The 24,353-nt window shown below is 48.0% G+C and carries 26 protein-coding genes and 1 pseudogene; 17 read left to right on the top strand and 10 right to left on the bottom strand.

Going from position 1 to position 24,353, the window contains the following annotated elements:
- Window positions 1-94 precede the first annotated feature (94 nt).
- Both hslO and hslR read right to left on the bottom strand, forming a co-directional pair.
- Window positions 95-970 (bottom strand): Hsp33 family molecular chaperone HslO, encoded by an 876-nt coding sequence (gene hslO / locus N5E84_RS12080; RefSeq protein WP_013855441.1) that lies wholly within the window; start codon window positions 968-970, stop codon window positions 95-97.
- A 31-nt stretch (window positions 971-1,001) separates the two neighbouring features.
- Entirely contained in the window at window positions 1,002-1,388 is a 387-nt protein-coding gene (hslR, locus tag N5E84_RS12075) for a ribosome-associated heat shock protein Hsp15 (RefSeq protein WP_026028320.1), read from the bottom strand.
- A 337-nt stretch (window positions 1,389-1,725) separates the two neighbouring features.
- Here hslR and gspC point away from each other — a divergent pair, with 337 nt between their 5' ends.
- From gspC to N5E84_RS12015, 12 genes are read left to right on the top strand one after another with little or no spacing between them, the layout of a single operon-like run.
- The gene (gene gspC / locus N5E84_RS12070) at window positions 1,726-2,622 is read left to right on the top strand and encodes a type II secretion system protein GspC (RefSeq protein ID WP_231140402.1); all 897 of its coding nucleotides are present in this window, start codon (window positions 1,726-1,728) and stop codon (window positions 2,620-2,622) included.
- A gap of 38 nt (window positions 2,623-2,660) precedes the next feature.
- Window positions 2,661-4,694 (top strand): type II secretion system secretin GspD, encoded by a 2,034-nt coding sequence (gene gspD / locus N5E84_RS12065; protein ID WP_019282847.1) that lies wholly within the window; start codon window positions 2,661-2,663, stop codon window positions 4,692-4,694.
- Entirely contained in the window at window positions 4,691-6,190 is a 1,500-nt protein-coding gene (gspE, locus tag N5E84_RS12060; RefSeq protein WP_019282846.1) for a type II secretion system ATPase GspE, read from the top strand. Before gspD ends, gspE begins: the two co-directional genes overlap by 4 nt.
- A complete protein-coding gene (gspF, locus tag N5E84_RS12055; RefSeq protein ID WP_017045694.1) occupies window positions 6,190-7,410 on the top strand; it encodes a type II secretion system inner membrane protein GspF in 1,221 nt (406 codons plus the stop codon). Before gspE ends, gspF begins: the two co-directional genes overlap by 1 nt.
- 50 nt (window positions 7,411-7,460) lie before the next feature.
- Entirely contained in the window at window positions 7,461-7,904 is a 444-nt protein-coding gene (gspG, locus tag N5E84_RS12050; protein WP_010319321.1) for a type II secretion system major pseudopilin GspG, read from the top strand.
- A gap of 34 nt (window positions 7,905-7,938) precedes the next feature.
- Window positions 7,939-8,517 carry a type II secretion system minor pseudopilin GspH gene (gspH, locus tag N5E84_RS12045; RefSeq protein ID WP_017045696.1) on the top strand — a complete coding sequence of 193 codons (579 nt, stop codon included), beginning with the start codon at window positions 7,939-7,941 and terminating at the stop codon, window positions 8,515-8,517.
- Complete coding sequence (gene gspI / locus N5E84_RS12040) at window positions 8,501-8,863, top strand: type II secretion system minor pseudopilin GspI (RefSeq protein WP_017045697.1); 363 nt, start codon at window positions 8,501-8,503, stop codon at window positions 8,861-8,863. The genes gspH and gspI overlap by 17 nt, the downstream gene beginning before the upstream one ends.
- Window positions 8,850-9,503 (top strand): type II secretion system minor pseudopilin GspJ, encoded by a 654-nt coding sequence (gspJ, locus tag N5E84_RS12035; RefSeq protein ID WP_019282845.1) that lies wholly within the window; start codon window positions 8,850-8,852, stop codon window positions 9,501-9,503. The genes gspI and gspJ overlap by 14 nt, the downstream gene beginning before the upstream one ends.
- Window positions 9,490-10,509 (top strand): type II secretion system minor pseudopilin GspK, encoded by a 1,020-nt coding sequence (gene gspK, locus N5E84_RS12030; RefSeq protein WP_017048718.1) that lies wholly within the window; start codon window positions 9,490-9,492, stop codon window positions 10,507-10,509. The genes gspJ and gspK overlap by 14 nt, the downstream gene beginning before the upstream one ends.
- Window positions 10,478-11,689, top strand: coding sequence for a type II secretion system protein GspL (gene gspL, locus N5E84_RS12025; protein WP_017049386.1), 1,212 nt, complete (start codon window positions 10,478-10,480; stop codon window positions 11,687-11,689). Before gspK ends, gspL begins: the two co-directional genes overlap by 32 nt.
- Before the next feature lie 10 nt (window positions 11,690-11,699).
- The gene (locus N5E84_RS12020; RefSeq protein ID WP_013855429.1) at window positions 11,700-12,197 is read left to right on the top strand and encodes a type II secretion system protein M; all 498 of its coding nucleotides are present in this window, start codon (window positions 11,700-11,702) and stop codon (window positions 12,195-12,197) included.
- Complete coding sequence (locus tag N5E84_RS12015) at window positions 12,194-12,952, top strand: type II secretion system protein N (RefSeq protein WP_019282844.1); 759 nt, start codon at window positions 12,194-12,196, stop codon at window positions 12,950-12,952. Before N5E84_RS12020 ends, N5E84_RS12015 begins: the two co-directional genes overlap by 4 nt.
- 81 nt (window positions 12,953-13,033) lie before the next feature.
- On the opposite strand, the gene cysQ is transcribed toward N5E84_RS12015, so the two are convergent.
- The 4 genes from cysQ to N5E84_RS11995 all read right to left on the bottom strand — a co-directional run bounded on the left by cysQ (window position 13,034) and on the right by N5E84_RS11995 (window position 15,975).
- Entirely contained in the window at window positions 13,034-13,861 is an 828-nt protein-coding gene (gene cysQ, locus N5E84_RS12010; RefSeq protein WP_010319313.1) for a 3'(2'),5'-bisphosphate nucleotidase CysQ, read from the bottom strand.
- 24 nt (window positions 13,862-13,885) lie between these two features.
- Window positions 13,886-14,431, bottom strand: a complete 546-nt coding sequence (gene nudE / locus N5E84_RS12005) for an ADP compounds hydrolase NudE (RefSeq protein WP_013855426.1) — start codon at window positions 14,429-14,431, stop codon at window positions 13,886-13,888.
- Between the two features lie 155 nt (window positions 14,432-14,586).
- Window positions 14,587-15,174, bottom strand: a complete 588-nt coding sequence (gene nfuA, locus N5E84_RS12000) for a Fe-S biogenesis protein NfuA (protein WP_013855425.1) — start codon at window positions 15,172-15,174, stop codon at window positions 14,587-14,589.
- A 99-nt stretch (window positions 15,175-15,273) separates the two neighbouring features.
- Window positions 15,274-15,975, bottom strand: coding sequence for an amidophosphoribosyltransferase (locus N5E84_RS11995; RefSeq protein WP_019282843.1), 702 nt, complete (start codon window positions 15,973-15,975; stop codon window positions 15,274-15,276).
- Window positions 15,976-16,121: 146 nt separating this feature from the next.
- Here N5E84_RS11995 and bioH point away from each other — a divergent pair, with 146 nt between their 5' ends.
- Window positions 16,122-16,886 carry a pimeloyl-ACP methyl ester esterase BioH gene (bioH, locus tag N5E84_RS11990; RefSeq protein WP_038148688.1) on the top strand — a complete coding sequence of 255 codons (765 nt, stop codon included), beginning with the start codon at window positions 16,122-16,124 and terminating at the stop codon, window positions 16,884-16,886.
- 265 nt (window positions 16,887-17,151) lie between these two features.
- Window positions 17,152-17,622: a hypothetical protein gene (locus tag N5E84_RS11985; RefSeq protein WP_026027513.1), complete on the top strand. Its 471-nt coding sequence runs from the start codon at window positions 17,152-17,154 to the stop codon at window positions 17,620-17,622.
- A 149-nt stretch (window positions 17,623-17,771) separates the two neighbouring features.
- Here N5E84_RS11985 and N5E84_RS11980 read toward each other — a convergent pair whose 3' ends face one another.
- Window positions 17,772-20,102, bottom strand: a complete 2,331-nt coding sequence (locus N5E84_RS11980; RefSeq protein ID WP_019282842.1) for a Tex family protein — start codon at window positions 20,100-20,102, stop codon at window positions 17,772-17,774.
- Window positions 20,103-20,445: 343 nt separating this feature from the next.
- Here N5E84_RS11980 and greB point away from each other — a divergent pair, with 343 nt between their 5' ends.
- Window positions 20,446-20,928 carry a transcription elongation factor GreB gene (gene greB, locus N5E84_RS11975; RefSeq protein WP_019282841.1) on the top strand — a complete coding sequence of 161 codons (483 nt, stop codon included), beginning with the start codon at window positions 20,446-20,448 and terminating at the stop codon, window positions 20,926-20,928.
- A 48-nt stretch (window positions 20,929-20,976) separates the two neighbouring features.
- Here the strand turns inward: greB and N5E84_RS11970 are convergent.
- The 3 genes and pseudogenes from N5E84_RS11970 to N5E84_RS11965 form a co-directional block, all read right to left on the bottom strand.
- Window positions 20,977-22,018 (bottom strand): annotated as a pseudogene (locus N5E84_RS11970) (AbrB family transcriptional regulator).
- An 11-nt stretch (window positions 22,019-22,029) separates the two neighbouring features.
- Complete coding sequence (locus tag N5E84_RS21370) at window positions 22,030-22,128, bottom strand: NUDIX domain-containing protein (RefSeq protein ID WP_256375990.1); 99 nt, start codon at window positions 22,126-22,128, stop codon at window positions 22,030-22,032.
- A 6-nt stretch (window positions 22,129-22,134) separates the two neighbouring features.
- Window positions 22,135-22,485, bottom strand: a complete 351-nt coding sequence (locus tag N5E84_RS11965) for a GlpM family protein (RefSeq protein ID WP_019282840.1) — start codon at window positions 22,483-22,485, stop codon at window positions 22,135-22,137.
- 181 nt (window positions 22,486-22,666) lie between these two features.
- Between N5E84_RS11965 and N5E84_RS11960 the strand changes: the two genes are divergently transcribed.
- Together N5E84_RS11960 and N5E84_RS11955 are read left to right on the top strand one after the other, a co-directional pair.
- Window positions 22,667-23,431, top strand: coding sequence for a tRNA (adenine(22)-N(1))-methyltransferase (locus N5E84_RS11960; protein ID WP_231494649.1), 765 nt, complete (start codon window positions 22,667-22,669; stop codon window positions 23,429-23,431).
- Complete coding sequence (locus tag N5E84_RS11955; protein ID WP_017045708.1) at window positions 23,415-24,347, top strand: LysR family transcriptional regulator; 933 nt, start codon at window positions 23,415-23,417, stop codon at window positions 24,345-24,347. The genes N5E84_RS11960 and N5E84_RS11955 overlap by 17 nt, the downstream gene beginning before the upstream one ends.
- The last annotated feature ends 6 nt before the right edge of the window (window positions 24,348-24,353 follow it).

The following is a 24,353-nucleotide window of genomic DNA, read 5'->3' as shown; positions in this document are numbered from 1 at the left end:
TTTAAGGCTTGATTTTGCTGGGTTTTGATCACAAAAAAAGCCAGCATAAAGCTGGCTCTGATACGTTTTCTTCGTGCTTGTTAATTCATGCAAATTAATGAATTGTGTCGCTTCCTGAGGAGGCTTGTGCGTAGAGTGTTGCGATCTCAGCCTCTTCAAATGAGTAGTTGGTGCCACAGTAATCACAATGTAAAGAAACGGATCCTTCAGACGATAAAATGTCGTAAATTTCCTCTTTGCCTATTGTGATGATGGCCGCCCCACTGCGTTCACGTGAACAACCACAATGGAATTCCACGGGTTGTGGGGTGAACAACTGAACTTTCTCTTGGTTATACAGGCGATACAACAGATCAGTGGCTTCTAAGGTGAACAGCTCTTCGTTTTTTACGGTGTTAGTTAACTGCTCTAAGTGCTCAAAATCATCGGGCGTACCCGTTCCATCTGGAATAGTTTGCAGTAACATGCCAGCGGCACAGGCTTTTCCATCTTGCGTACCAATGCGTATCCAAAGGCGTGTTTTCAACTGTTCAGAGCGGATGAAGTAACCTTCCAGCACTTCCACTAAGTTATCACCCTCTAAACCGACCACACCTTGGTAGCGCTCGCCTTTCTTGGGCTCGATAGTGATAACTAAATGACCTTTACCCATCAAAGTGTGTAGGTCGGCATCATCGGCAATATCGCCTTTCCAGCGTGCGACACCACGCACTTTCTGTTCATTATCACCATTGATAACGACTAAGGAAACTGGGCCATTGCCTTGCAATTGCATGGTAATTGAGCCTTCAAACTTCAGCGTTGCGGTTAGCAAGGTCGTTGCGACGAGCAGTTCGCCCAAAAGTTTTTGTACTGGGGCTGGATATTCCTGGCTCGAAAGGATGTGTTGATACGCGTCGTCTAATTGTACCAACTCGCCACGTACGGATAGATCTTCAAATAAGTAGCGATTTAAAATGTTATTTGCCATTTAGCTATTTCCTCGGAACATGGTCCAGCTTTTATTGATGTTTAAATTTAATGATGTCACGACGCTCTTTTTTGTCTGGTCTGCGTTCGGGGCTTGGGTTGTGTGCGTTGAGCTTACGTTGCTCGGCATGATGGGCACGTTTGGCGATGCTTGCTGCGGTTTCCGAATACAGGGTTTGTGCTTCTGGCGCGCTGCGCCTTTGCCCTAACAGATTGATCACAGTGACGATTTTCTCTTCTTGGCCTTGGCGCAAGGTAATCGTTGCCCCAAGCTCGACAATTTTACTTGGCTTGGTGCGTTGGCCATTATAATGGACTTTACCACCATCGACCATACTGCGTGCGATCGACCGCGTTTTATAAAATCGTGCTGCCCATAGCCATTTATCCAATCTTATTTGCTCTGTCGCAGAACTCATACTACAAATGTGCCTCAAAGGGAGTTAGTCTTGTACGTTTTATGGCCTTTATAATGGTGTTTTGGTTCCAGATTTTCAAGCTACCCGACAAAATAATGTCAGTAAAAATGACGAGAATGTCTCCTATGATATATTAATGTGTTTTTGTAGCGCGATCTTCGCGGTCTTATGTATCTGTTCCATTTAAATGGAAGCATAGTTTAAATGAAATGGAAGTATAGTTTGAGGCCAATCCGCCGGTTTTCGTCTGGCTAACGGCTCATGAATGTGAAATATCATGGTTGAAGTAAGAAAATATCAGTAAGGACATCTTTTGAGGCGAATCGATTTTAGCAGTATGACCTCATCTCGCTTATGGCAAGCAGGTTTGCTACAAAAAATACCGCAATGGCAGAAACAAATCAGCCAATTTCTTACCTTAGTATTGCTGGTCACGTCGGCTTGGATTCTAGGAAAAATGGTGTGGCTGATTCAGCAAAACGCGGTTGATATAACGCCTTGGTCTCCAAGAGCAATCGCATCAACGCCGAATGCGGCGCGTTCGCTTGATCTCTCTTCTTTACAACAAGGAAGTTTATTTGGTCGCTATAGCGAGCAGAAGGTCGAAGCCGCACAGCCTGTGGTCAAAGATGCACCTAAAACCAGCCTTAGCTTATTATTGGTTGGAGTGGTGGCGAGCAATGAACCGAGTAAGAGTCTAGCGGTAATCGCAAATCGTGGTAGTCAAGCGACCTATGGTGTTAACGAAGTCATTGAAGGAACCCGTGTCAAATTGAAAGCGGTGTTCAATGATCGCGTTATTATTGATAACTCAGGGCGCGATGAAACCTTGATGTTGGATGGAATTGACTATCATAAACCGAGTGTGGCAACGCCTGAGCGCGTTGTTGCATCGAATGTGCGTGGTAATAACCCAGCGTCTGCAGAAGAGAAGTTGGATGACATTCGCGCCGCTATTGCCAGCAATCCGCAAGAAATCTTTAAATATGTACGCTTGTCGCAAGTGAAACGTGATGACAAAGTGCTTGGATACCGAGTGAGCCCTGGGCAATCTCCTGAGTTGTTTGAGTCGGTAGGGCTACAAGATGGCGATGTCGCAATCGCGTTAAACGGTCAGGATTTAACGGACCCGGACGCCATGAATAAGATTTTTCAGTCAGTCTCTGAGTTAACCGAAATGAACTTAACAGTCGAAAGAGACGGGCAATCCCATGACATTTATATCCAATTTTAGACAGACTGATGCATGAGCATGAGTTTAGGGAGTAAGACGTGAAGCATTGGTTAAACAAAACGACGTGGTTATTGATGGGTGGCTTGTTGTCATCGCCGTTAGCCATGGCAAACGATTTTAGTGCCAGCTTTAAAGGCACCGATATTCAAGAATTCATCAATATCGTGGGCCGTAATCTTGAAAAAACAATCATTGTTGATCCTTCAGTTCGGGGGAAAGTCGATGTCCGCAGCTATGACACGCTTAATGAAGAGCAATACTACAGCTTCTTTTTGAATGTATTAGAAGTGTATGGTTTTGCCGTGGTGGAGATGGACAACGGCGTGCTCAAAGTGATCAAGTCGAAAGATGCCAAAACGTCTGCGATTCCCGTCGTTGGCGATGAAGGAAAAGAGAACGGTGATAGCGTGATCACGCGCGTTGTTGCAGTGCGGAATGTTTCGGTACGAGAGCTTTCACCTTTGTTGCGTCAGTTGATCGATAACGCAGGAGCGGGCAACGTAGTGCATTATGATCCGGCGAACATCATTTTGATTACAGGTCGTGCTGCGGTCGTCAACCGTTTAGCCGATATCATCAAACGAGTTGACCAAGCTGGTGACAAAGACATCGAAGTGGTGGAACTAAGTAATGCATCTGCCGCTGAAATGGTGCGTATTGTGGAGGCATTAAACAAAACCACGGATGCCAAAAATACTCCAGAGTTTTTGCAACCTAAGCTGGTGGCCGATGATCGTACCAATTCGATTTTGATCTCAGGTGATCCTAAAGTCCGTGAACGCCTAAAGCGATTGATCACTCAGCTTGATGTCGAGATGGCGACCAGAGGCAATAACCGCGTCATTTATCTTAAGAATGCGAAAGCGGAAGATTTGGTTGATGTGTTGAAAGGGGTGTCTGACAACTTGCAGGCTGAAAAACAGTCTGGGCAAAAAACAGGGCAAAGTTCACAACGCACCGAAGTGATGATTTCAGCACATGCACCGACCAATTCCTTAATTGTTACCGCTCCGCAAGACATCATGAAAGAGCTAGAAGATGTGGTTGCGCAGTTGGATATTCGTCGCGCTCAGGTATTGATTGAAGCGCTGATTGTTGAAATGGCCGAAGGGGATGGCATCAACTTAGGCGTGCAATGGGGCTCACTCGATAACGGCTCTGTAATTCAGTATGGCAACGCGGGCGCGCCAATCGGTAAGGTAATGATTGGTTTAGAAGAAGCCAAAGATAGCGTTGAGAAAAAACCGATTCGATATAGCTCAACAGGCGAAATAAAATACTACGAAGAAACAACGAAGAAAGGGGATTACTCTACTTTGGCGTCAGCGCTCGGTGCGGTCAATGGTGCAGCCATGAGCTTAGTGATGGGCGACTGGACGGCCCTTATCAGCGCCGTGTCGAGTGACTCCAACTCGAACATCTTGTCATCACCGAGTATTACGGTGATGGATAATGAAGAAGCCTCCTTCATCGTGGGCGAAGAGGTGCCTGTTTTGACGGGTTCGAGCGCGGGCGCAAATAACGATAATCCTTTCCAAACCGTAGAACGCAAAGAGGTCGGTATCAAGCTGAAAGTGGTACCACAAATCAACGAAGGCGACTCAGTTCAACTGAAAATTGAACAGGAGGTATCCAACGTATTAGGAGCGAATGGTGCCGTCGATGTCCGTTTTGCAAAGCGTCAATTAAACACATCGGTCATCATTCAAGACGGTCAAATGTTAGTGCTGGGGGGGTTGATTGATGAGCGCGCAGTCGAAAGTGAATCCAAAGTCCCACTATTAGGCGATATACCGGTTTTAGGCTATTTGTTCAAATCGACCAGTACCCAAGTTGAGAAGAAAAACCTGATGGTCTTTATTAAGCCGACCATCATTCGTGATGGCATGACGGCCGATGGCATCACTCAGCGTAAGTACAACTACATTCGTGCTGAGCAGCTCTATAACGCTGATCGCGGTTTGAAGTTGATGGCGAACGACAATATTCCTGTGCTGCCTAAGTTTGGTGATGACCGTACTCATTCTGCGGAAGTACAAGCCTTTATCGAACAAATGGAAAAACAGCAATGACCGAAGTTTTGTCGCAACCTCACTACCGTCGTTTACCGTTTAGCTTTGCCAATCGTTTTAAATTGGTATTAGAGCTGGTAGAAGACAACGAGCTGCCGACGTTATTTTATGTCGCTCCGCTGGCTATCGAATCATTAGTCGAAGTGAAACGAGTCGTGAAACAGCCGCTCAACTTGGTTGAAATTTCACTGGCCGAATTTGAAAGTAAGCTGACCCAAGCTTACCAACGAGACTCGTCAGAAGCGCGACAATTAATGGAAGATATTGGTGCTGACAGTGATGATTTCTTCTCATTAGCCGAAGAGCTGCCGCAAAATGAAGATTTGTTAGAGTCAGAAAACGATGCGCCCATCATCAAATTGATCAACGCCATGCTTGGCGAAGCGATCAAAGAGGGCGCGTCGGATATTCACATTGAAACCTTTGAGAAAATCTTGTCGATTCGTTTTCGTGTCGATGGAGTACTGCGTGAAGTGTTAGCGCCGAGTCGTAAATTAGCGCCGTTGCTGGTTTCACGCGTCAAAGTAATGGCTAAGCTTGATATCGCTGAAAAACGTGTACCACAAGATGGACGCATTTCATTACGCATTGGCGGCCGAGCGGTCGATGTTCGCGTGTCCACCATGCCTTCGTCTCACGGTGAGCGTGTGGTGATGCGTTTGCTAGATAAAAACGCCACGCGCTTAGATCTGCACAGTCTAGGAATGACGGCCGCCAACCACGAAAGCTTCCGTCAATTAATCAAACGACCGCATGGCATTATTTTGGTGACGGGTCCAACCGGTTCAGGAAAATCCACCACCTTGTACGCTGGCCTGCAAGAACTCAACAGCAACGAGCGTAATATTTTAACCGTGGAAGACCCGATTGAGTTCGATATTGATGGTATCGGCCAAACTCAAGTCAATCCTAAAGTGGACATGACTTTTGCACGAGGATTACGTGCTATTTTGCGTCAAGACCCGGATGTGGTCATGGTTGGGGAAATTCGTGATTTAGAAACCGCGCAGATTGCGGTGCAAGCGTCTTTAACTGGACACTTGGTGATGTCGACTTTGCACACCAATACCGCCATCGGTGCGATAACACGTTTGCGCGATATGGGAATTGAACCCTTTTTGATCTCATCATCGCTGCTTGGCGTATTGGCACAACGCTTAGTGCGTACCTTATGTCCCGATTGCAAAGAGGCCTACCAAGCAGACAATGAGCAGAAAAAACTGTTCAATTGTAAGAAAAAAGAGTCGCTGACACTGTATCGTCCGAAGGGCTGTGACAAATGCAATCACAAAGGGTATCGAGGCCGAACGGGTATACATGAATTGTTGCTGATTGATGATGAGGTACAAGCCTTAATTCATAGCGAAGCCGGAGAGCAAGCGATTGAAAAAGCGGTGCGGGCGAAAACACCGAGCATTCGTGATGACGGGCTTGATAAAGTGCTGAAAGGCATTACCTCACTTGAAGAAGTGATGCGAGTGACGAAGGAAGCATAATGGCGGCATTTGAATATAAAGCGCTCGACGCCAAAGGCAAACAAAAAAAGGGTGTTATTGAGGGGGACCATGCTCGGCAGGTTCGCCAGCGCTTAAAAGAGCAAGGGCTTATACCGATTGAACTCATTGAGACGCAAGCGAAAGCGGCTCAGCGTGAGCAATCGCCTTTGAGTTTTAAGCGCGGTATCAGTACACCGGATTTAGCGCTCATTACTCGCCAGTTATCCACTTTAGTGCAGTCAGGCATGCCATTGGAAGAGTGTTTGAAAGCGGTATCTGAACAATCGGAAAAGCCGCGTATTCGCACCATGTTGGCCGCTGTTCGTTCCAAAGTGACCGAGGGTTATACCTTGTCAGACAGCTTGGGTGATTATCCACATATCTTTGATGACCTGTTCCGTTCGATGGTTGAAGCGGGCGAAAAATCAGGCCATTTGGATTCGGTGCTTGAGCGTTTAGCAGACTATGCTGAAAATCGCCAAAAAATGCGTTCCAAGTTACAACAAGCGATGATTTATCCAGTGGTGTTGGTTGTGTTCGCGGTGTGTATTGTGGCTTTTTTGCTGGCGGCTGTGGTGCCTAAAATCGTCGGACAATTTGTCCAAATGGGGCAAGAATTACCGAAGTCGACTCAATTTTTACTCTCCTCAAGTGATTTTATCCAGCATTGGGGTGTCCAATTGCTGGTGCTATTGGTGATCTTGATTTATCTCGTCCGATGGTTGTTAAGCAAGCCAAATTTGCGGTTGAAGTGGGATAAAAAAATCATCGGCATGCCGTTGATTGGCAAAATCACTCGCGGTCTCAATACTGCGCGTTTTGCGCGAACTTTGTCTATTTGTACCTCCAGTGCGATTCCTATTTTGGATGGGATGCGTGTGGCGGTGGATGTGATGTCCAATAAATACGTCAAGCAACAAGTATTGTTGGCGGCTGACAATGTTCGCGAAGGGTCGAGCTTGCGTAAAGCGCTTGAGCAAACCAAGTTATTTCCACCGATGATGCTGCATATGATCGCCAGTGGTGAACAAAGTGGTGAGCTCGAAAGTATGCTGACGCGCTCGGCCGATAACCAAGACGCGAGTTTTGAATCGACGGTCAACATCGCATTAGGTATTTTTACCCCGGCGCTGATTGCATTAATGGCTGGGTTGGTACTGTTTATCGTGATGGCGACCTTGATGCCGATTTTAGAAATGAATAATTTAATGAGTCGTTGATCATGACTGAATTCTGCAATGATAACGACCAAACTATGTTGGAGATTGGAATGAGAACAAAAACAAATAAACAGTCGGGCTTTACTTTGCTTGAAGTGATGGTGGTTGTAGTTATTTTGGGTATTTTGGCGAGTTTTGTGGTGCCTAATTTGCTCGGTAATAAAGAAAAAGCTGACCAACAAAAAGCGATTACCGATATTGTCGCACTCGAAAATGCGTTGGATATGTATAAATTAGACAACAGCGTGTACCCAACGACAGATCAAGGCTTAGAAGCGCTAGTGACCAAGCCGTCGAATCCTGAGCCACGCAACTACCGCGATAACGGTTATATTCGCCGTTTGCCAAATGACCCTTGGGGCAACCCTTATCAATACTTAAGCCCTGGTGATAACGGTACGATTGATATCTTCACGCTGGGTGCTGATGGTCAAGAAGGCGGCGAAGGCGCCAGTGCCGACATAGGCAACTGGAACATGCAAGATTTCCAATAAGAGAGAGGGCGGCCTTAGCCGCCCCATTTATCTGATGCTATCTCAACGCGGTTTTACCCTACTCGAAATACTGCTGGTGCTCGTGCTGCTCTCGCTCAGTGCTGTGGCCGTTATATCGACGCTACCTAGCACGAACAACGATGATGCGAAACAGTACGCGATGAGCCTTTATCAGCGTCTACAACTGAGCAATGAAGAAGCCATTCTCAGTGGCAAAGATTTTGGTTTGCGGGTCGATGAAAAAAAATCGCATCTGGTTTTCCTATCGATGGAGGACAAGGGATGGCAGCCGCTAGAGAGCAAGAAAATGGCTTCACAGCTCCAACTGCCTGAGGGGTTATCTCTCCAGTTTGAGCTGGGAGGAAGTGCATGGAAAAACGATGATCGACTCTTCAAACCGGGCAGTCTGTTTGATGACGATAAGTTTGCTGATGAAGGCGAGCAAAAAAAACAATTACCACCACAAGTGTTTATTTTATCCAGTGGTGAGCTGACGCCTTTTGTCCTGAGCATCCATCTTAATCAGCAAGATGCAGAGCAAGGCTGGCGAGTGGTAGTGAAAGAAAACGGGGAAATCACGCTGTTCGCTCCGGGAGATGCGATCGATGGGTAAACAAAAAGCGATGACGCTGTTAGAAGTCTTGGTGGCGCTGGCTATTTTTGCCACCGCTTCCATCAGTGTGATCCGTTCGGTCAGCCAACACATCAATACCGTGAGTTATTTGGAAGAAAAAGCGTTTGCCGCCATGGTGGTCGATAACCAGATGGCGCAAGTGATGCTTACTCCTCAAAACGTACAAGCGAAAAATGGCAGTGAGGTATTGGCGGGCCGAACCTGGTATTGGAAAGTCACTTTAGTACCCACTGCGGATAATTTATTGAAAGCTTTTGATGTCAGCGTGGCTAGTGAAAAAGAAGGATCACCTTTGGTGACAGTGAGAAGTTATGTCGCCAAATAAACAAAACAAAGGCTTTACCCTGATTGAAGTGCTGGTGGCGATTGCGATTTTCGCTAGTTTGAGCGTTGGTGCTTACCAAGTATTGAACCAAGTCCAGCGCAGTAATGAGATTTCAGCCCAACGTAGCCAACGTTTGAACGAATTGCAGCGCGCCATGGTGTTAATGGATGGCGATTTTCGGCAGATGGCAACGCGTCAATTTCGCACCAATGGTGAAGAGCCAAGTCAACAGATGCTGATTTGGAAAGAGTACTTGCTCGACTCCGATCAAAAAGGAGTGCTGTTTGCACGATTAGGTTGGCATAACCCACAGCAGCAATTTCCACGCGGGGAAGTCACTAAGGTCGGCTACCGAATTAAAGAGGGCGTGTTAGAGCGTATATGGTGGCGTTATCCTGATACTCCTGCAGGGCAAGAAGGGATCATCACGCCATTGTTACATGATGTTGAGTCACTATCGCTGCGCTTTTATAACCAAGATAAATGGAGTGAAGAGTGGAGTGATGCCTTGAAAATCCCACGGGCGGTGGCCGTGAAATTGGCGCTGAAAGATTATGGCGAGATTGAGCGTATCTACCTTACTGCTGGTGGTGGCATCAATTCGACCAATAAAGAGGCTGATAATAATGGCGCACCCTAATCGAGCCCAACGCGGTGTGGCGTTAATCGTTATCTTGCTGTTGTTGGCGATTATGGTGTCGATTGCCGCAACCATGTCCGAGCGTTTATTCACACAGTTTCAAAGAGCGAATAATCAAATTAGTTACCAGCAAGCCTATTGGTATAGTGTGGGTAGTGAAGCTTTAGCCAAAGTTGCTATCGAGCAGAGCTACAAAGACAACGAAACGATTAACTTAAGTCAACCTTGGGCGATGAAAGAGCAAACGTATCCATTGGATTACGGCACTCTGAAAGGGCGCATCCTTGATAAACAGGCTTGTTTTAACCTGAATGTACTCTCGAGAGCCAGACCTGCGGCAGGGAGTGTCGAAAAACCCTATTTAGTGCAAGTGTTGCAACGGTTATTGGAAGAGCTTGAGGTCGACAGCTATCAAGCCGAAGTGATTGCCGATTCGGCTTGGGAGTATATTGATGGCGATTCAGATGTGCAGTCCTCTTATGGCGTAGAAGACAGCCAGTATGAATCAATGTCTCCTGCTTATCTGGCGGCGAATAGTTTACTTGCGGATAACAGTGAGTTGCGCGCGGTTCAGCAGGTGAGCGGTGATGTAATGAATAAAATAGCGCCTTATATCTGTACTCTCCCCACTGATGATTGGCGTTTGAATATCAATACCTTGGAACCCGATCATGCCAAGTTATTGGTGGCGATGTTCAGCCCGCACTTAAGTGAAGGGGATGCAAAAAACTTACTCGAGAGCCGACCATTTGATGGCTGGGCTTCGGTAGACAATTTTCTCGCAGAGGCCGCATTGGCTGCTGTGGAGAGCAAAGTGAAAGAAGAAGCGAAACAGTACCTAGCTGTCGATAGTGCTTATTTTGAACTGGATGCTCAAATCTTGGTTGATGACTCGCGAGTTCGTATTCGCAGTTTATTGTTTAGTGATAATAGAGAAACCGCAACGGTCATACGCCGTCGCTTTGGAGGGATCAGTGAGCGAGTTTCTGACCGTTCGGCTGAGTAGTCAACAAGATGCTGAAATACCTTGGCTGGTGTGGTCAACACAGCAGCAAGAAGTGATTGCCAGCGGTGAAATATCCGGATGGGAGCAGCTATCTCAGCTCTCTAGCTATGCGGCTGAACGCGCCACGATTGTGCTGCTCGCTGCCAGTGATTTAGTTCTCACTGAGGTCGCGATTCCATCAGGGGCGGCTCGTCGCTTAGAGTCAATGTTGCCTTATCTAATCGAAGATGAGATCGCACAAGATGTCGATGAGCTGCATTTTTCAATTTTGCATAAAACCGCTTCCACTGCTTACGTTGTCGGGGTGGATCGTGCTTGGTTGCGTACCCGCTTAGATGAGCTCAAAGCCGCGGGTTTTGACGTGAAAAAGGTATTACCGGATGTGTTGGCTATCCCTGCATCAGAGGGGTTGTCGGCACTGCAGATCGGCCAAGAATGGTTAATCCGTAAAGGTGAGTATTTAGGGGTGAGCATTGAACCGCAGTGGTTAACGCTGTTTAGTGCTTCAGAATGGGTCAAGCAAGAGGGGCACTATTTACCGCTAGAGGCGTATACCCCGCTCCCTGAGCTGACATTGGCTGAAGGGCAACATTGGCAACAGGCCGAGCCTCATTTAGTCATGGCGTTGCTGACTCAGCAAGCAATAGCGAGCAAAGTGACTTTACTGACGGGAAGTTTTAAAACCAAGTCCTCGTTTTTGAAGCATTGGCAAGTATGGCAAAAATGCGCATTAGCGGCCGCGGTGTTGATTGTAATTTCAACCAGCCACCATCTTTTGCAAGCAGGGCACTACGAAGCGCAAGCCGATGCTTATCGAGCGGAGAGTGAACGTGTTTTTCGCGCGGTTTTCCCTGATAAACAGAAAATACCCACCATCAGTTACCTGAAAAGACTGATGAATGATGAAGCTGCTCGGCTCTCTGGCGGTGAAGCCAATGGTTCGATGTTGGAGTGGTTGTCGAAGTTGCCCAGCAGTATCGGCAGCGTACCGAACATGCAGTTGCAAAGTGTTAAATATGATGGCAATCGGGGTGAAATTCGCCTTGAAGTTCAAAGTAATGATTTTGAAAGCTTTGAACAAGCGCGCCTTAAATTGGAAAAGCAGTTTGTGGTTGAGCAAGGGCAGTTAAACCGCTCGGGTTCTGTAGTTAATGGTACCTTCATACTGAAAAGCCAGTGAGGTTAGTGACATGAAAAATAGCCTGAGTGCACTTCAACAACGATGGGCGGCCTTTTCCCCTCGTGAACAGAAATTACTGTTAGGTGGTGTGTCGCTGTGTGTGGTTGCGATCATTTATTGGGGCATTTTAGCGCCACTTAATCAGAAAACCGAGCTTGCGCAAGCCCGGATTATCAGTGAAAGACAATTGCTTAATTGGGTGACGGATAAGGCCGATGCCATTACTCAATTGCGCGCACAAGGTGGTGGGGTGGCAACGACGCAACCGCTCAATCAAGTCATCTCATCAAGTGTGCAGCGTTTTCAAATTGAGCTTATTCGTATTCAACCGCGTGATGAAATGATGCAGGTTTGGATACAACCACTTCCTTTCTCTAAATTGGTCGATTGGCTTGCCTTTCTAAAAGAGCAGCAAGGTGTCGATGTCGAGTTTATGGACATCAACCGTGCTCAGCAAAGTGGCGTTGTCGAAGTAAAACGCTTACAACTGAAGCGAGGTGGTGAGTGAAAAAGAAATTGCTCTATAGCGGGTTCCTTGTAATGGTTTTTCTCATCAGTGTGGTCGCGCATATTCCGGCTTCCTTGGTGATGAATCAACTCTCCTCTTCCGAAGTCATGCGTGTCACTGGTGTTGACGGTACGGTGTGGTCTGGTAGTGCTCAGCAACTCTTTTGGCAAGGGCAAAATGTCGGCGATCTCAACTGGGACATCCAAGTATCACAACTGCTGATGGCCAAGTTTGAAGTGGCGGTACGCTTTGGACGCGGTAGTGATATGGGAGTTCGTGGCAAAGGCAATCTTGGTCTGGGGTTTTCTGGCCCTTATGCGGACAAGGTTGTGGTTTCTGTCGCGGCTAATAAATTAGCGACGCTGTTTCCGCTGCCTGTACCAGTGACTTTTCAGGGGCAAGTCGAATTGTCCCTGAACCATTACCGCTATGATAGCCCGTGGTGTGAATCTGCCGAAGGCTCACTTGCGTGGACTCATGGCCGAGTTGACTCACCTTTAGGAGAGCTCTCGCTTGGTCCGGTAGTGGCAGATCTGCAATGTCAAAGCAATCAGATGACATTGAACGGTCAGCAAAACAGTGATCAAATGAGCAGTGAATTTGCCCTGCAGCTGCAACCAGACATGAGTTACAGTGCGAAAGCGTGGTTTAAACCTGAAGCGCAATTCCCACCCGAAATGGCGGAGCAATTACAGTGGATTGGAGCGCCAGACAACCAAGGTAAATATCAGTTTAATTATCAAGGCCAGCTTTGATTGGTTTTTTTACCGTAATCATTTCATACCCCCAATAAAAATGCTGAGTCTATTGAGCAGCATTTTTATTGGCAATGGCCGTTATGGTTTGACTTGTAAAATGGTATTCCAAGGCAAATCAGCATCCCCTAACACAATAAAGTTGGGGTTTTCTAACGTTTCACGCTCATTGTAGGACAGCGGTTGTAGTTGCGTGTTGAGGATGCGTCCGCCCGCCTCTTCTACGATGCATTGCGTGGCGGCGGTATCCCATTCACCGGTTGGGCCGAGACGCAAATAGCAGTCGACAGCACCTTCTGCGACTAAACACGCTTTCAGCGCTGCCGAGCCCAGCGGCACTAACTCATAATTCCATGCGCTGCTCATGCAACTTGTAATACGGTTAATATCTTGGCGGCGACTGATCGCAATCGCGATGGATTGCCCAACGGTTTCGTGCTTGTGTGTTTCAATACGCAAGCTTTCAGACATGTCGGGGATCTTCCATGCGCCTTTGCCTGCGTAGGCGTAGTAGGTCACGCCAGAAACGGGCCCATAGACGACGCCCATCACTGGTTGGTTTTCTTCGATCAGTGCGATAATGGTGGCAAAGTCACCACTGCGCGCAATAAACTCTTGCGTACCATCAAGCGGGTCAACCAACCAGTACCGCTGCCATTGGCTGCGTTTTTCTAGGCTAATGTCCGCCGCCTCTTCCGACAAAACAGGAATATCTGGCGTGAGTTCACTCAGTCGTTCGCAGATCAGTTTATGCGCAGCAAGATCGGCACTGGTGACTGGGGTGTGGTCACTTTTGGTGAACGCTTCGTAGTTTTTCTTTTCGTAGATATCGAGAATCAATTGCCCGGCAGAGCGAGCGATTTCAATTACGTCAGGCAGTAAGTAAGATAAATTATTGGCTGTTGGCATCATCAATCCTATAGCTCTACTTTGTTATTTTAGGCTGCGCAGAGCAAGCAGTAGTGCGGTAATGCTTCGGGCTTCACAGAAATCGAGGTGAGTCAGTAGCTCTTCTGCTTGGGCCAGAGGCCAGCGAATGACCTCTAAAGGTTCGGGTTCATCGCCTTCCATTACTTCTGAGTATAGATCTTGTGCTAAGAAGAGTGTCATTTTGCTCGAAAAGTAAGAGGGGGCAAGTACCACCTCTTTTAAGGGGGTTAAGGTGCTTGCGCCAAAACCAATTTCTTCTTTGAGTTCACGATTTGCTGCTTGTTGCGGGCTTTCTCCTTGGTCAATCAAACCCTTAGGGAATCCGAGCTCATAGCGTTCAGTGCCAGCGGCATATTCTCGAACCAGCAGTAAATCTCCTTGTGCCGTTACTGGCACCATCATGACTGCATGCCGGCCGCTCGGTTTCATTCGTTCATAGGTGCGCTGTTCGCCGTTAGAAAAGCGTAAATCTAATGATTCGATGGTAAACAGGGTCGATTGAGCTGCCGTTCTTTGGGCTAAAATTTCGGGCAGTTTTCTGGTTGGCATACACTAATTCCCGTAAGGCAAATGACTTTTCTAACTATATGAGAAAATGACCTTAATTGAAAAGGACTTGAGCGCGGCAAATGATTTTAAGTATAAAAAAGCCGAGAATCTCATCTCGGCTCCGTTTTTCTGTAATCCACGTATCTAGCGAGTCACTAGTAGTAAGAGTGCTCACCACGATCATGTTCAGTGGCATCGCGCACCGCGGTTAATTCGCCTTCAAATTGTTGAAGCAGTTCTTTTTCAATGCCTTCTTTGAGGGTGACATCGACCATTGAACAACCGTTACAGCCGCCACCAAAGGCGACAATCGCAATACCATCTTCGGTGATTTCAACCAAGCTGACATGGCCACCATGGCCAGCTAACTGCGGGTTGACTTGAGTTTGAATCGCATATTCCACACGTTCAATCAGGCTTGCGTCATCAGACACTTTACGCATCTTCGCATTCGGAGCTTTAAGTGTCAGTTGTGAACCCATTTTATCAGTGACGAAATCGATCTCTGCGTCTTCTAAAAACGGCAAGCTCAGTTCATCGACATACGCAGAAAAACCTTCAAAGGCAATTTCAGTATCAGTCGCTTCCACTGCCTCTGGTGGGCAGTAAGAGACGCCACACTCTGCATTTTGAGTGCCTGGATTGACTACAAAAACTCGGATGTTAGTACCATCAGGCTGTTGCCCAAGCAACTTGCCGAAATGGGTTTGGGCTGTTTCGGTAATAATAATAGAATTTGACACGACGAATACCTGAGTAAATTTATAGGTTATTACTTGCCATTCTACTCCTGAAACACGGCGGATCCAGTCCTTTTTACGCGCTAAATAAAACCGTGTTGGTTAATCTTTAGGTTCAGGAGTGCGGCATATGCAGTAAATATCAATCCTTTCGACACCGACTTCAAGCAGTAATTGACAGATTTGCTGCACGGTGCTGCCCGTGGTCACGACATCGTCAACAAGTGCAATGTGCTTGTGCGTGGGAAGGTGTCGTAGTGTGAATGCATGTTTGAGATTTTGTTTGCGCTGTAATTTAGAAAGCCCTTGCTGCTGGGGTGTTGCGCGATTGCGTTTGATCAACTGGTTATCGCAGCTAGCCCCCAGTTGTTGACTTAATTGAGAGGCAAGTAGCGCACTTTGATTGAAGCCGCGTTTTAAGCGCCGTTGCCAGTGTAACGGAACGCTAGTGATGAGCGGGGCGGGAGTGTCGATACGTGGCGTCAGTAAGGCACTCAAATGGCGAGATTGCCAAAATTGACCTTCATATTTGAGTTGATGAATGGTGTGACTGAGCGGAAAAATATAGTCGCCGACACAGTATAGGCGTTGCCAAGGCGGAGGATTCGCTAAACATTGCCCACATTGAGGCACGGTAATAAGCGTTGGCAGGCCGCACTGTTGGCAGCGAGGTTGCGGTGCAAAATAGGTTAGGCAGGTCTTACACCAAGCCCCAGTTTGGTGAGTTTCAATCGGTAAACGACACAGTAGACACTGACGGCTTACCAAGCGAGTGATGGTTTTTTGAACCCAATGCGATAACATAACTCAACCAAAGCTGTGAAACGAAGTATGGTTATACTCTTGCAACTTGAATCAGTCTTTGTGTTGACCGTGATTTCAAGTGAGTGAGTGTATGATCGGTATTTTTTCAGTGAAGAAGTGTGAATTTAGTGGGAGAATTTGTGAGCATGGCCACAGCGTTATATTGGCAAGCCTCAGGCGAGGGCGATGATCTTGTCTTGGTGCACGGTTGGGGGATGAATGGTGCAGTATGGCAGCAAGCGGTCGATGTGCTTAAAGGACATTTTCGTGTGCACGTGGTTGATTTGCCTGGTTATGGTCACAGCGCTGCTAGCCACGCCGCTGATCTAGAAGAGATCGCGCAAGCGCTAATCATGCAAGCGCCTAAACAAGCCATTTGGGTCGGTTGGTCTTTGGGTGGGTTAGTGGCGACTCATATGGCACTGCATCACCCAAGTTATGTGAGCAAATTGGTCACTGTGGCGAGCTCTCCCAAATTTGCGGCACAGAAACCGTGGCGTGGCATTCTCCCTCAAGTGCTCAGTGCCTTTACTGAACAGTTAATGGACGATTTTCAGGCTACTGTTGAGCGCTTTATGGCACTGCAAGCGATGGGCAGCCCTCAGGCAAAGCAAGATGTGAAATACCTAAAACAAGCGGTGTTATCACGGCCCGCGCCGAACCCACAATCATTGTTAGCGGGTTTGGTCATGTTGGCCGAGGTGGATTTGCGCCAGCCTTTGACAGCACTCTCGATTCCCATGCTTCGTCTATATGGTCGGCTTGATGGTTTGGTGCCGGTTAAGGTGGCGCAAGAGTTGCAAAAAACCTTGCCCAATAGCGAGCAGTACATTTTTGGCAATTCCTCCCACGCACCGTTCATCACTGAACTGGACGATTTTTGCCAGCAGCTCATCGCCTTTGCACGTTAAGGCATTGATACCCATGCAATGTCTTTCTACTTAAAGCTACAGCTGTGTTGGCTCACCTCAATCACATCGTTGCTCTCTCATGGGGATTCGCCCGTTTGCTGTCTTTATCTGTAGCATCCTGAAACGTCAAGTCGTTGGGTGCAAATGTTAAATTAAAAATAAATTTGCTAAAAGTTTGAGCAATCTGGTCGATATAAAGTCTAACCCAGTAGTGCTGAGCGAAAGCAGGTCTATCGGGGCGGGCGATACTGAGGAGGTTTCGGCTATGATGGTGTCACCAACGAACGTAAGTGTGCCACTTATCGCCCCATCGGTTAATGTGCAAACGGAACAGGCCGCGCGTGACAATCGGATCCGCGCCCCTGTGATGCCAACCGTCGAACTGGCTAAAACCAACGCTGAGCGTAAGGTAAAGGCGGATGATAAAAGACGAAAACAGTCGTCATGGGACCCTTCAGAGCATCCAAGCTATGAGGTTGGCACCGAATACGAAACATCGACTTCTTATCAAGAGGAGCAGAAAAGCGAGCTCGAAAGGCTGTTTGACTTGCTCGCTCTCGCCACCTACAGCAAGGATCAAGGTAAAAGCTATACGATGCGGTTTAGGTTACCTAAACACATTATTGATGCTGCGATAACCGAAGGCAAAATGGCGCGCCGGCGAACTGTAATTAAGTACTATTATGGTCACGCGGTTGCCCCCAATACGCCTTCTGAAGTGATTGCGGTGTTGTAGGTCGATGAATGCGACTTATCGCGATAAATAAAATCCCCACTTAGGCGTTGGCCGCAGTGGGGATTTGTGTTTTTTGCGGCTCTGATATGAGCGACGTGGTTAGGTGCTTTTCACTGTGATTCGTTTATCCAGTAAGTTACGCATCGCTGCTATTTTTTCGCTTTAGCAAAGGCGGCGGCGAAAGCTCCACCCATTGCCGCGTTTTGTTGTGGCTCTTCACGACGGCGTTGCGGTTGGCCACTATTTTGATGCGAACGCGTGTTGCTACTTGTTGCGCCAGAGCGTTGGCTGCGGTTATCTTGACCCGGCTCATCGTTTAAGCGCATCGAGAGTGCAATGCGTTTTCGCTGCACATCGACTTCCATCACTTTGACTTTGACTATGTCGCCCGCTTTCACCACTTCACGCGGGTCGGCAATGAAACGATCAGTCAGCGCAGAGATATGCACTAAGCCATCTTGGTGAACGCCAATATCAACAAAAGCACCAAAGTTGGCCACATTTGATACCACGCCTTCCAAAATCATCCCAATTTCCAGATCTTTCATTTCAGTCACGCCATCAGCAAAGGTCGCGGTCTTAAACTCAGGGCGTGGATCGCGGCCCGGTTTATCGAGCTCTTTGATGATGTCAGTGACAGTCGGTAGGCCAAAATGCTCGTCGGTATAATCGACGGCGTGTAAATTGCGCAAAAACTCACTATTGCCGATCAGTGCTTTGATCTCTTTGCTATTTTTTTCGGCGATGGCTTTCACCACGGGATACGCTTCTGGGTGAACCGAAGAGGCATCGAGTGGATTTTTACCATCCATAATGCGTAAGAAGCCCGCACATTGCTCAAATGCTTTTGGCCCTAAGCGCGCGACTTTTTTCAGTGTAGCGCGTGAGGCGAAGCGTCCATTTTCATCACGATAATCAACGATGTTTTGCGCCAGTGCGTTAGACAAGCCAGCCACGCGTGTTAACAGCGCGGCAGAGGCGGTATTCACATCCACGCCGACCGCGTTGACGCAGTCTTCAACAATCGCATCTAAGCGTTTGGCGAGCATCGACTGGCTGACATCGTGTTGGTATTGGCCCACACCGATCGATTTAGGATCGATTTTCACCAGCTCGGCAAGTGGGTCTTGCAGGCGGCGAGCAATCGACACCGCGCCGCGTAGCGACACATCCATATTGGGGAACTCTTTGGCCGCCAACTCAGAGGCTGAATAGACCGATGCCCCCGCTTCGCTAACAATGATTTTCTGCACTTTCAGGTTGCCGCGCTTAATGACATCGGCGACAAAAGTATCGGTTTCGCGCGATGCGGTACCGTTACCAATCGCAATCAAATCAACGTTAAATTGGCGTACTAACTGTTCAACAATTTTCGCTGATTTGTCATGTTGGTTATGCGGCTGATGCGGATAAATCGTCTCGGTCGCCAGTACCTTACCCGTGGCGTCCACTACCGCAATTTTCGAACCCGTTCGCAAACCAGGATCTAAGCCGAGAGTGGCGCGTGGGCCAGCCGGTGCCGCCATCAACAAATCTTTTAAGTTAGTGGCAAACACTTCAATCGCTTCGATTTCGGCACGCTCTTTCATTGCGCCCATCAGTTCGGTTTCCATGTGCATTGACACTTTAATGCGCCACGCCCAACTGATCACTTGTTTGCGCCACCCATCGGCAGGGGCGCTGCTTAAGTGAATGCCATAGTGTTGTGCAATCAGCGTTTCGCAATACGATTGGCGCACGCCCTCTTCTTGCTCTGGATCGGCATTCATGCTCAAACTTAAAAAGCCTTCATTGCGGCCGCGAAGCATGGCCAATGCGCGGTGTGAAGGCACTTTACTGAGCGTTTCATTATGCGCGAAGTAATCTTTAAATTTCTCCCCTGCTTGCTCTTTGCCTTCGACCACGCGAGAGACCAATTCGGCACTGCGCGTCAAATGGCGGCGCACTTTGTCCAGCAGGTTGGCATCTTCAGCAATGCGTTCCATGATAATGGCGCGTGCACCGTCCAGTGCTGCTTTGATATCACTGATCCCTTTCTCGGTGTTCACATAGTGTGCGGCCTCGGTTTCAGGGTCGGTTTGCGCTTCATTCCACAGCTTGTCTGCCAGTGGTTCAAGCCCTGCTTCAATCGCAATTTGACCTTTAGTACGACGCTTAGGTTTGTAGGGTAAATAGAGATCTTCAAGGCGAGTTTTACTATCTGCTTGGTTGATCTCTTGTGCTAGCTCGGCGGTGAGTTTGCCTTGTTCTTGAATCGATTTCAGAATGGTTTGGCGGCGCTCATCGAGCTCGCGCAGATAGGATAAACGGCTGTCTAAGGTACGCAGTTGGGTGTCGTCTAGCCCACCTGTGACCTCTTTACGGTAACGGGCGATAAAAGGAACGGTGTTTCCGTCATCAATAAGTGTGACAGTCGCTGTCACTTGCTCAAGACGCACATTTAGCTCTTGTGCGATCAATTTGCAGATAGCTTGGCTCATCCGTGGTTTCTCTTTTGTAGTTCAGTAGCACCACCACTCAGGGTGGTTTGAATAGGGTAACTATTGGGGCACGTTAGACTTATTTCTAGTCTAACGGCGCGCTGTTATGAGATTAGTGAGATAACCTTCTACCCGATTGTGCCGAAGAGGTCACGTAACGCGTGTGATTTTGATGTCATTTTTCAGCGTTGGCAGCGCTAAAACCGAAGATGAGTTTGGTGGCTAAAGATAAGCTCAGTCAGTTGGTGCCGAGCGAAAATGACAGTATAGTAGCAAGCCATCGTGATGAATGTATAACCCGCGGCTACCTTGAATGTGCGGCGGTGTGTAATGGGAAAAGATCTTGAAGACCAAACTGATTACCCGTGAGGGCTACAATAAATTAAAGGCAGAGCATGACCATCTTTGGCATGAAAAACGGCCAGAAATTACCAAAATAGTCACTTGGGCTGCTGGCCTCGGGGATCGCTCTGAAAACGCAGACTACACCTTTAATAAGCGTTTACTGCGGCAAATTGATCGCCGAATTCGTTTTTTGAGAAAATTTTTACCGGAAGTGACGATAGTTGATTATTCGCCTCAACAAGAGGGGAAAGTGTTTTTCGGTGCTTGGGTGGAAATTGAAAATGAAGCGGGTGATGTAAAGCGCTTTCGCATTGTGGGCCCAGAAGAGATTTACGGTGACGCGAAAGATTACATCTCCATCGATTCACCGATGGCGCGTGCTCTGCTGAAAAAAGAGGTTGATGACGATGTGCAAGTGCCCACGCCCACCGGTATCAAAGAGTGGTTTATTAACTCGATTGAGTATGAAAAAGGGCAGTGAACGGAGTATTCGGTTCAAAATATTCCTCGGTCGCTCATTTTTCTCACCTCACTTGCTTCGCAACGCCTCTAACGGCTTTTTCAACACGGCGGGTAGCGAGTAGAGCAGCAGTAGCCGTAGGGCGTGGTTGATCATCACAAACGCGGGTTCCATGCCCAGCAGTAGGGCGACGGCGGTCATCGCTTCTACGCTGCCGGGGACCCAAGCTAAAAGTAATACCACCCAAGATTTATCCAGCAGTAACGCAAACAAGCCAGACACGGCGACGGCGACCAGCAGACCAATCAGTGTAAACCATCACACCCGCGCGCGAATAAGCCATGGCTTCGCGCAATGTGGTATCGGCAAGGCGTGCGCCAATCAAAATGCCCAGCAGTGCGGTGGCGAATACTACCATCCATGTTGGAAGTTGTAGCGCAATGCCTGTCGAAAAACTATTGAAACTGGCCGTGACCAGCAGTGCCGCCAACATATAGGGCGCAGGAATACCGAGCAAGGTCGAGCCTTTGCCCAGCAGTAGACTAAGCAGCGCAAGCGCAAAGAAAATCAACCACGCGTAAATCGTCAAACTGCTCTCAACGGGGGCAACGTCGGGCGTGCTATTGGAGATAAAAAGAGCCAGTAAAGTGAGGATCATCAAGCGCACCGAGTGCGAATAAACCACTTTGGTTGAAGGAGTCTGGCTTGATTCGCTGATCACCAAAATCGCTGCCATCGCGCCCGGTACCGCACCGAGTAGAGATTCAAACGGTGACCAACCTTCTCTTTTGCGGAGCCAAAGAAAGCTGCTGGCGATCTGCAAGCTTAAGCAGCAAACCAAACCGATAATCACCGGTAGGGTTAAGGTTTCGCCCAGTTGACTTAAACTGATGCTCGCCCCAACGCTGATGCCGAGCACAATTTGCACCGTCAACAATAACCCGTTAGGAACGCGAATGGATAAGAGGCGTTTTTTATGCAGCACAATGACTAAAGCTGCGGCAATAAACATTTCAGAAAGCGGAATGGCGAGCAGGCTTCCCACACTCGCCGCAACAGCTGCGATCACCACAATGTGAATAAACAGAGTAAAAGAAGCTCTTTCGAACATTATGACTTTCCTTAATAAATTGTGCAGCGTAAATGCCATCGTTCCTCTAGCACTTCACGTTGTAGTGCTTGCGTTTGGCTTTCTCCCGTATCGATATGACCGTCGGGGATGATGGTTTAGGCTATCGCAGGGTTTAAACGTGTCCAACTTACTAACAATAATGCAGCGAATGCCAACCACACCAAAGTGGCACATACCAGTGTACTGGTGAGAGGTAGCCAATAACTGAAGTAGTATACTGCCAACAGATATGTCGCATACGGGATAAGCGAGTAAAGGCCAAACAACGCGGTGGTGCGCAGGTCTTCCATCGTGCGTTCGGTGCCGACAATGTAATGCGCAATCAGAGCGAAGGTAGGAAACAGCGGTACAAGACCAGCAATAAAAAAGCTTTTGCTTTTGGAGAGCAGGGCGATGATCAACACGGCAAGCGCACCAAGCAGGCACTTGAAAAACAGAGCTGCCATGACATTTCCTTTTGTCAGAATAGATTAAGTGTTGCTCACTATAAATCACTGACAGGTTAACTAGAAATGTTCATTGATGGGTTTGTTATTTTCTATGCAACATTTCTTCAAATCCAAGTAAAATGGCCGCCACTCTTTTTATTCGGCGGCGTGTTGTATCATGCGGCTTGGTTGGGCAAAGATGAAATTAGGAAAACGGCTCACGCAACTAGTACAGCAGATCAACCGCCACTACGATCATATTTGGGATTGCTGCTGCGATCACGGTCTGCTTGGCGCGGCGTTACTGAAGCGCTGTCCAAATAGTGTGGTGCATTTTGTAGATATTGTGCCAGCGTTGATTGAAAAGGTGACGCTTGATTTAACGCGCTATTTCCCTGTAACGGCAGCGTTACCGCGCTGGCGTGCACATTGCCTTGATGTGCGCGATTTGCCGCTTGATAACCATTCTGGCTCGCATCTACTGATCATCGCTGGGGTTGGCGGTGATTTAATGAGTGAATTCATTGCCGCGCTGGTTGAGCGTTATCCGCATCGCTCGTTCGATTTTCTGCTTTGTCCTGTGCATCACGGCTACACCTTACGTGAACAGTTGATGACACTGGGCGCGAGATTACAACAGGAACAACTGGTGGAAGAGAATCGGCGTATCTACGAGCTGCTGAACGTGCAGATTAATCCGCCTGCAGTACGAGGCAAAGAACCAAAATTACCACCCCTTAGTTTGGTTGGCGAATCGATTTGGCAAGTGGCCAATGATGAGCAAAAAATGATTGCCCAGCGTTATCTGACGCAATTGCAACAGCATTATCAGCGTAAAGCGCAAGGCGGCGATGTTAGCGCGCAAAAGTGTTGGCAAGCCTATCAGCCGATTAATATCACTTGTCATGGAAATTTTTGCGATGGAAATAGCCCAATAGGCGGAGAATATGAAAGCACTCAATGATCTGAACTTGTTTGTCGAAACCGCACGCCAAGGCAGTTTTTCTAAGGCGGCCAACAGCGTATCGCTGACCACGGCCGCGGTCAGTGCCGCCATTCGCCGTTTAGAAGAGCAGGTGCAGTTTCCGCTCTTTGTCCGCTCGACACGTCATATGCGCTTAACCCAAGAGGGGGAGATTTTCCTCGCCAAAACTCAGACAGCCCTTGCCACGTTGCAAGAAGGGCTCGATCAGATAGCATGCGCGCGCGGTCAACTAGCGGGGAAGCTACACCTCAGTGCCCCTTCGGATTTGGGGCGCAATTTACTGCTGGATTGGATCGATGAATTTATTGCCTTGCACCCGAACGTCATCGTTAAACTGGATCTCTCTGATCGCTTAGCGGATATGTATGCTCACCCGATGGATATTGCGATTCGTTATGGCCATCCTGCTGATTCCAATTTGGTTGCGATGCCGCTGTGTGAATCAAACGAGCGCGTGTTGTGCGCCTCGCCAGAATATTTGGCAACGCATCCACCTATCCTCCATCCTGACGATCTGCAACATCACAATTGTCTTTGTTATATGCTGGCTGACACGCTGCATAATAAGTGGGTTTTGAGCCGAGAGGGCGAAACGCAGAGTGTGGTAGTGCAAGGAAACCCCGCATGCAACGATGGTGACGTGGTACATCGATTGGCTGTTAAAGGCAAAGGCATTGCCAATAAGTCATTAATGGATATCAGTCAGGATATTATTGATGGGCGCTTAGTACGCATTTTACCTCAATGGGAAAGTGGGCCAGTGCCAATTTATATCGTGTGCGCAGATCGACGTTTGATCACCCCAACCATTCGCGCTTTTCAGGAATTTATTCGTGGAAAAGGCTGCCAGCAACGACAAGCGGTACTGGCAGCCATCAAACAGCGTGAGAGTTAATCCCGC

This window comes from Vibrio sp. J502, from assembly GCF_025397955.1.
Lineage (GTDB): Bacteria > Pseudomonadota > Gammaproteobacteria > Enterobacterales > Vibrionaceae > Vibrio > Vibrio anguillarum.
Note: the sequence above shows the minus strand (reverse complement) of the source record. Positions and strands in the feature narration are given on the sequence as shown.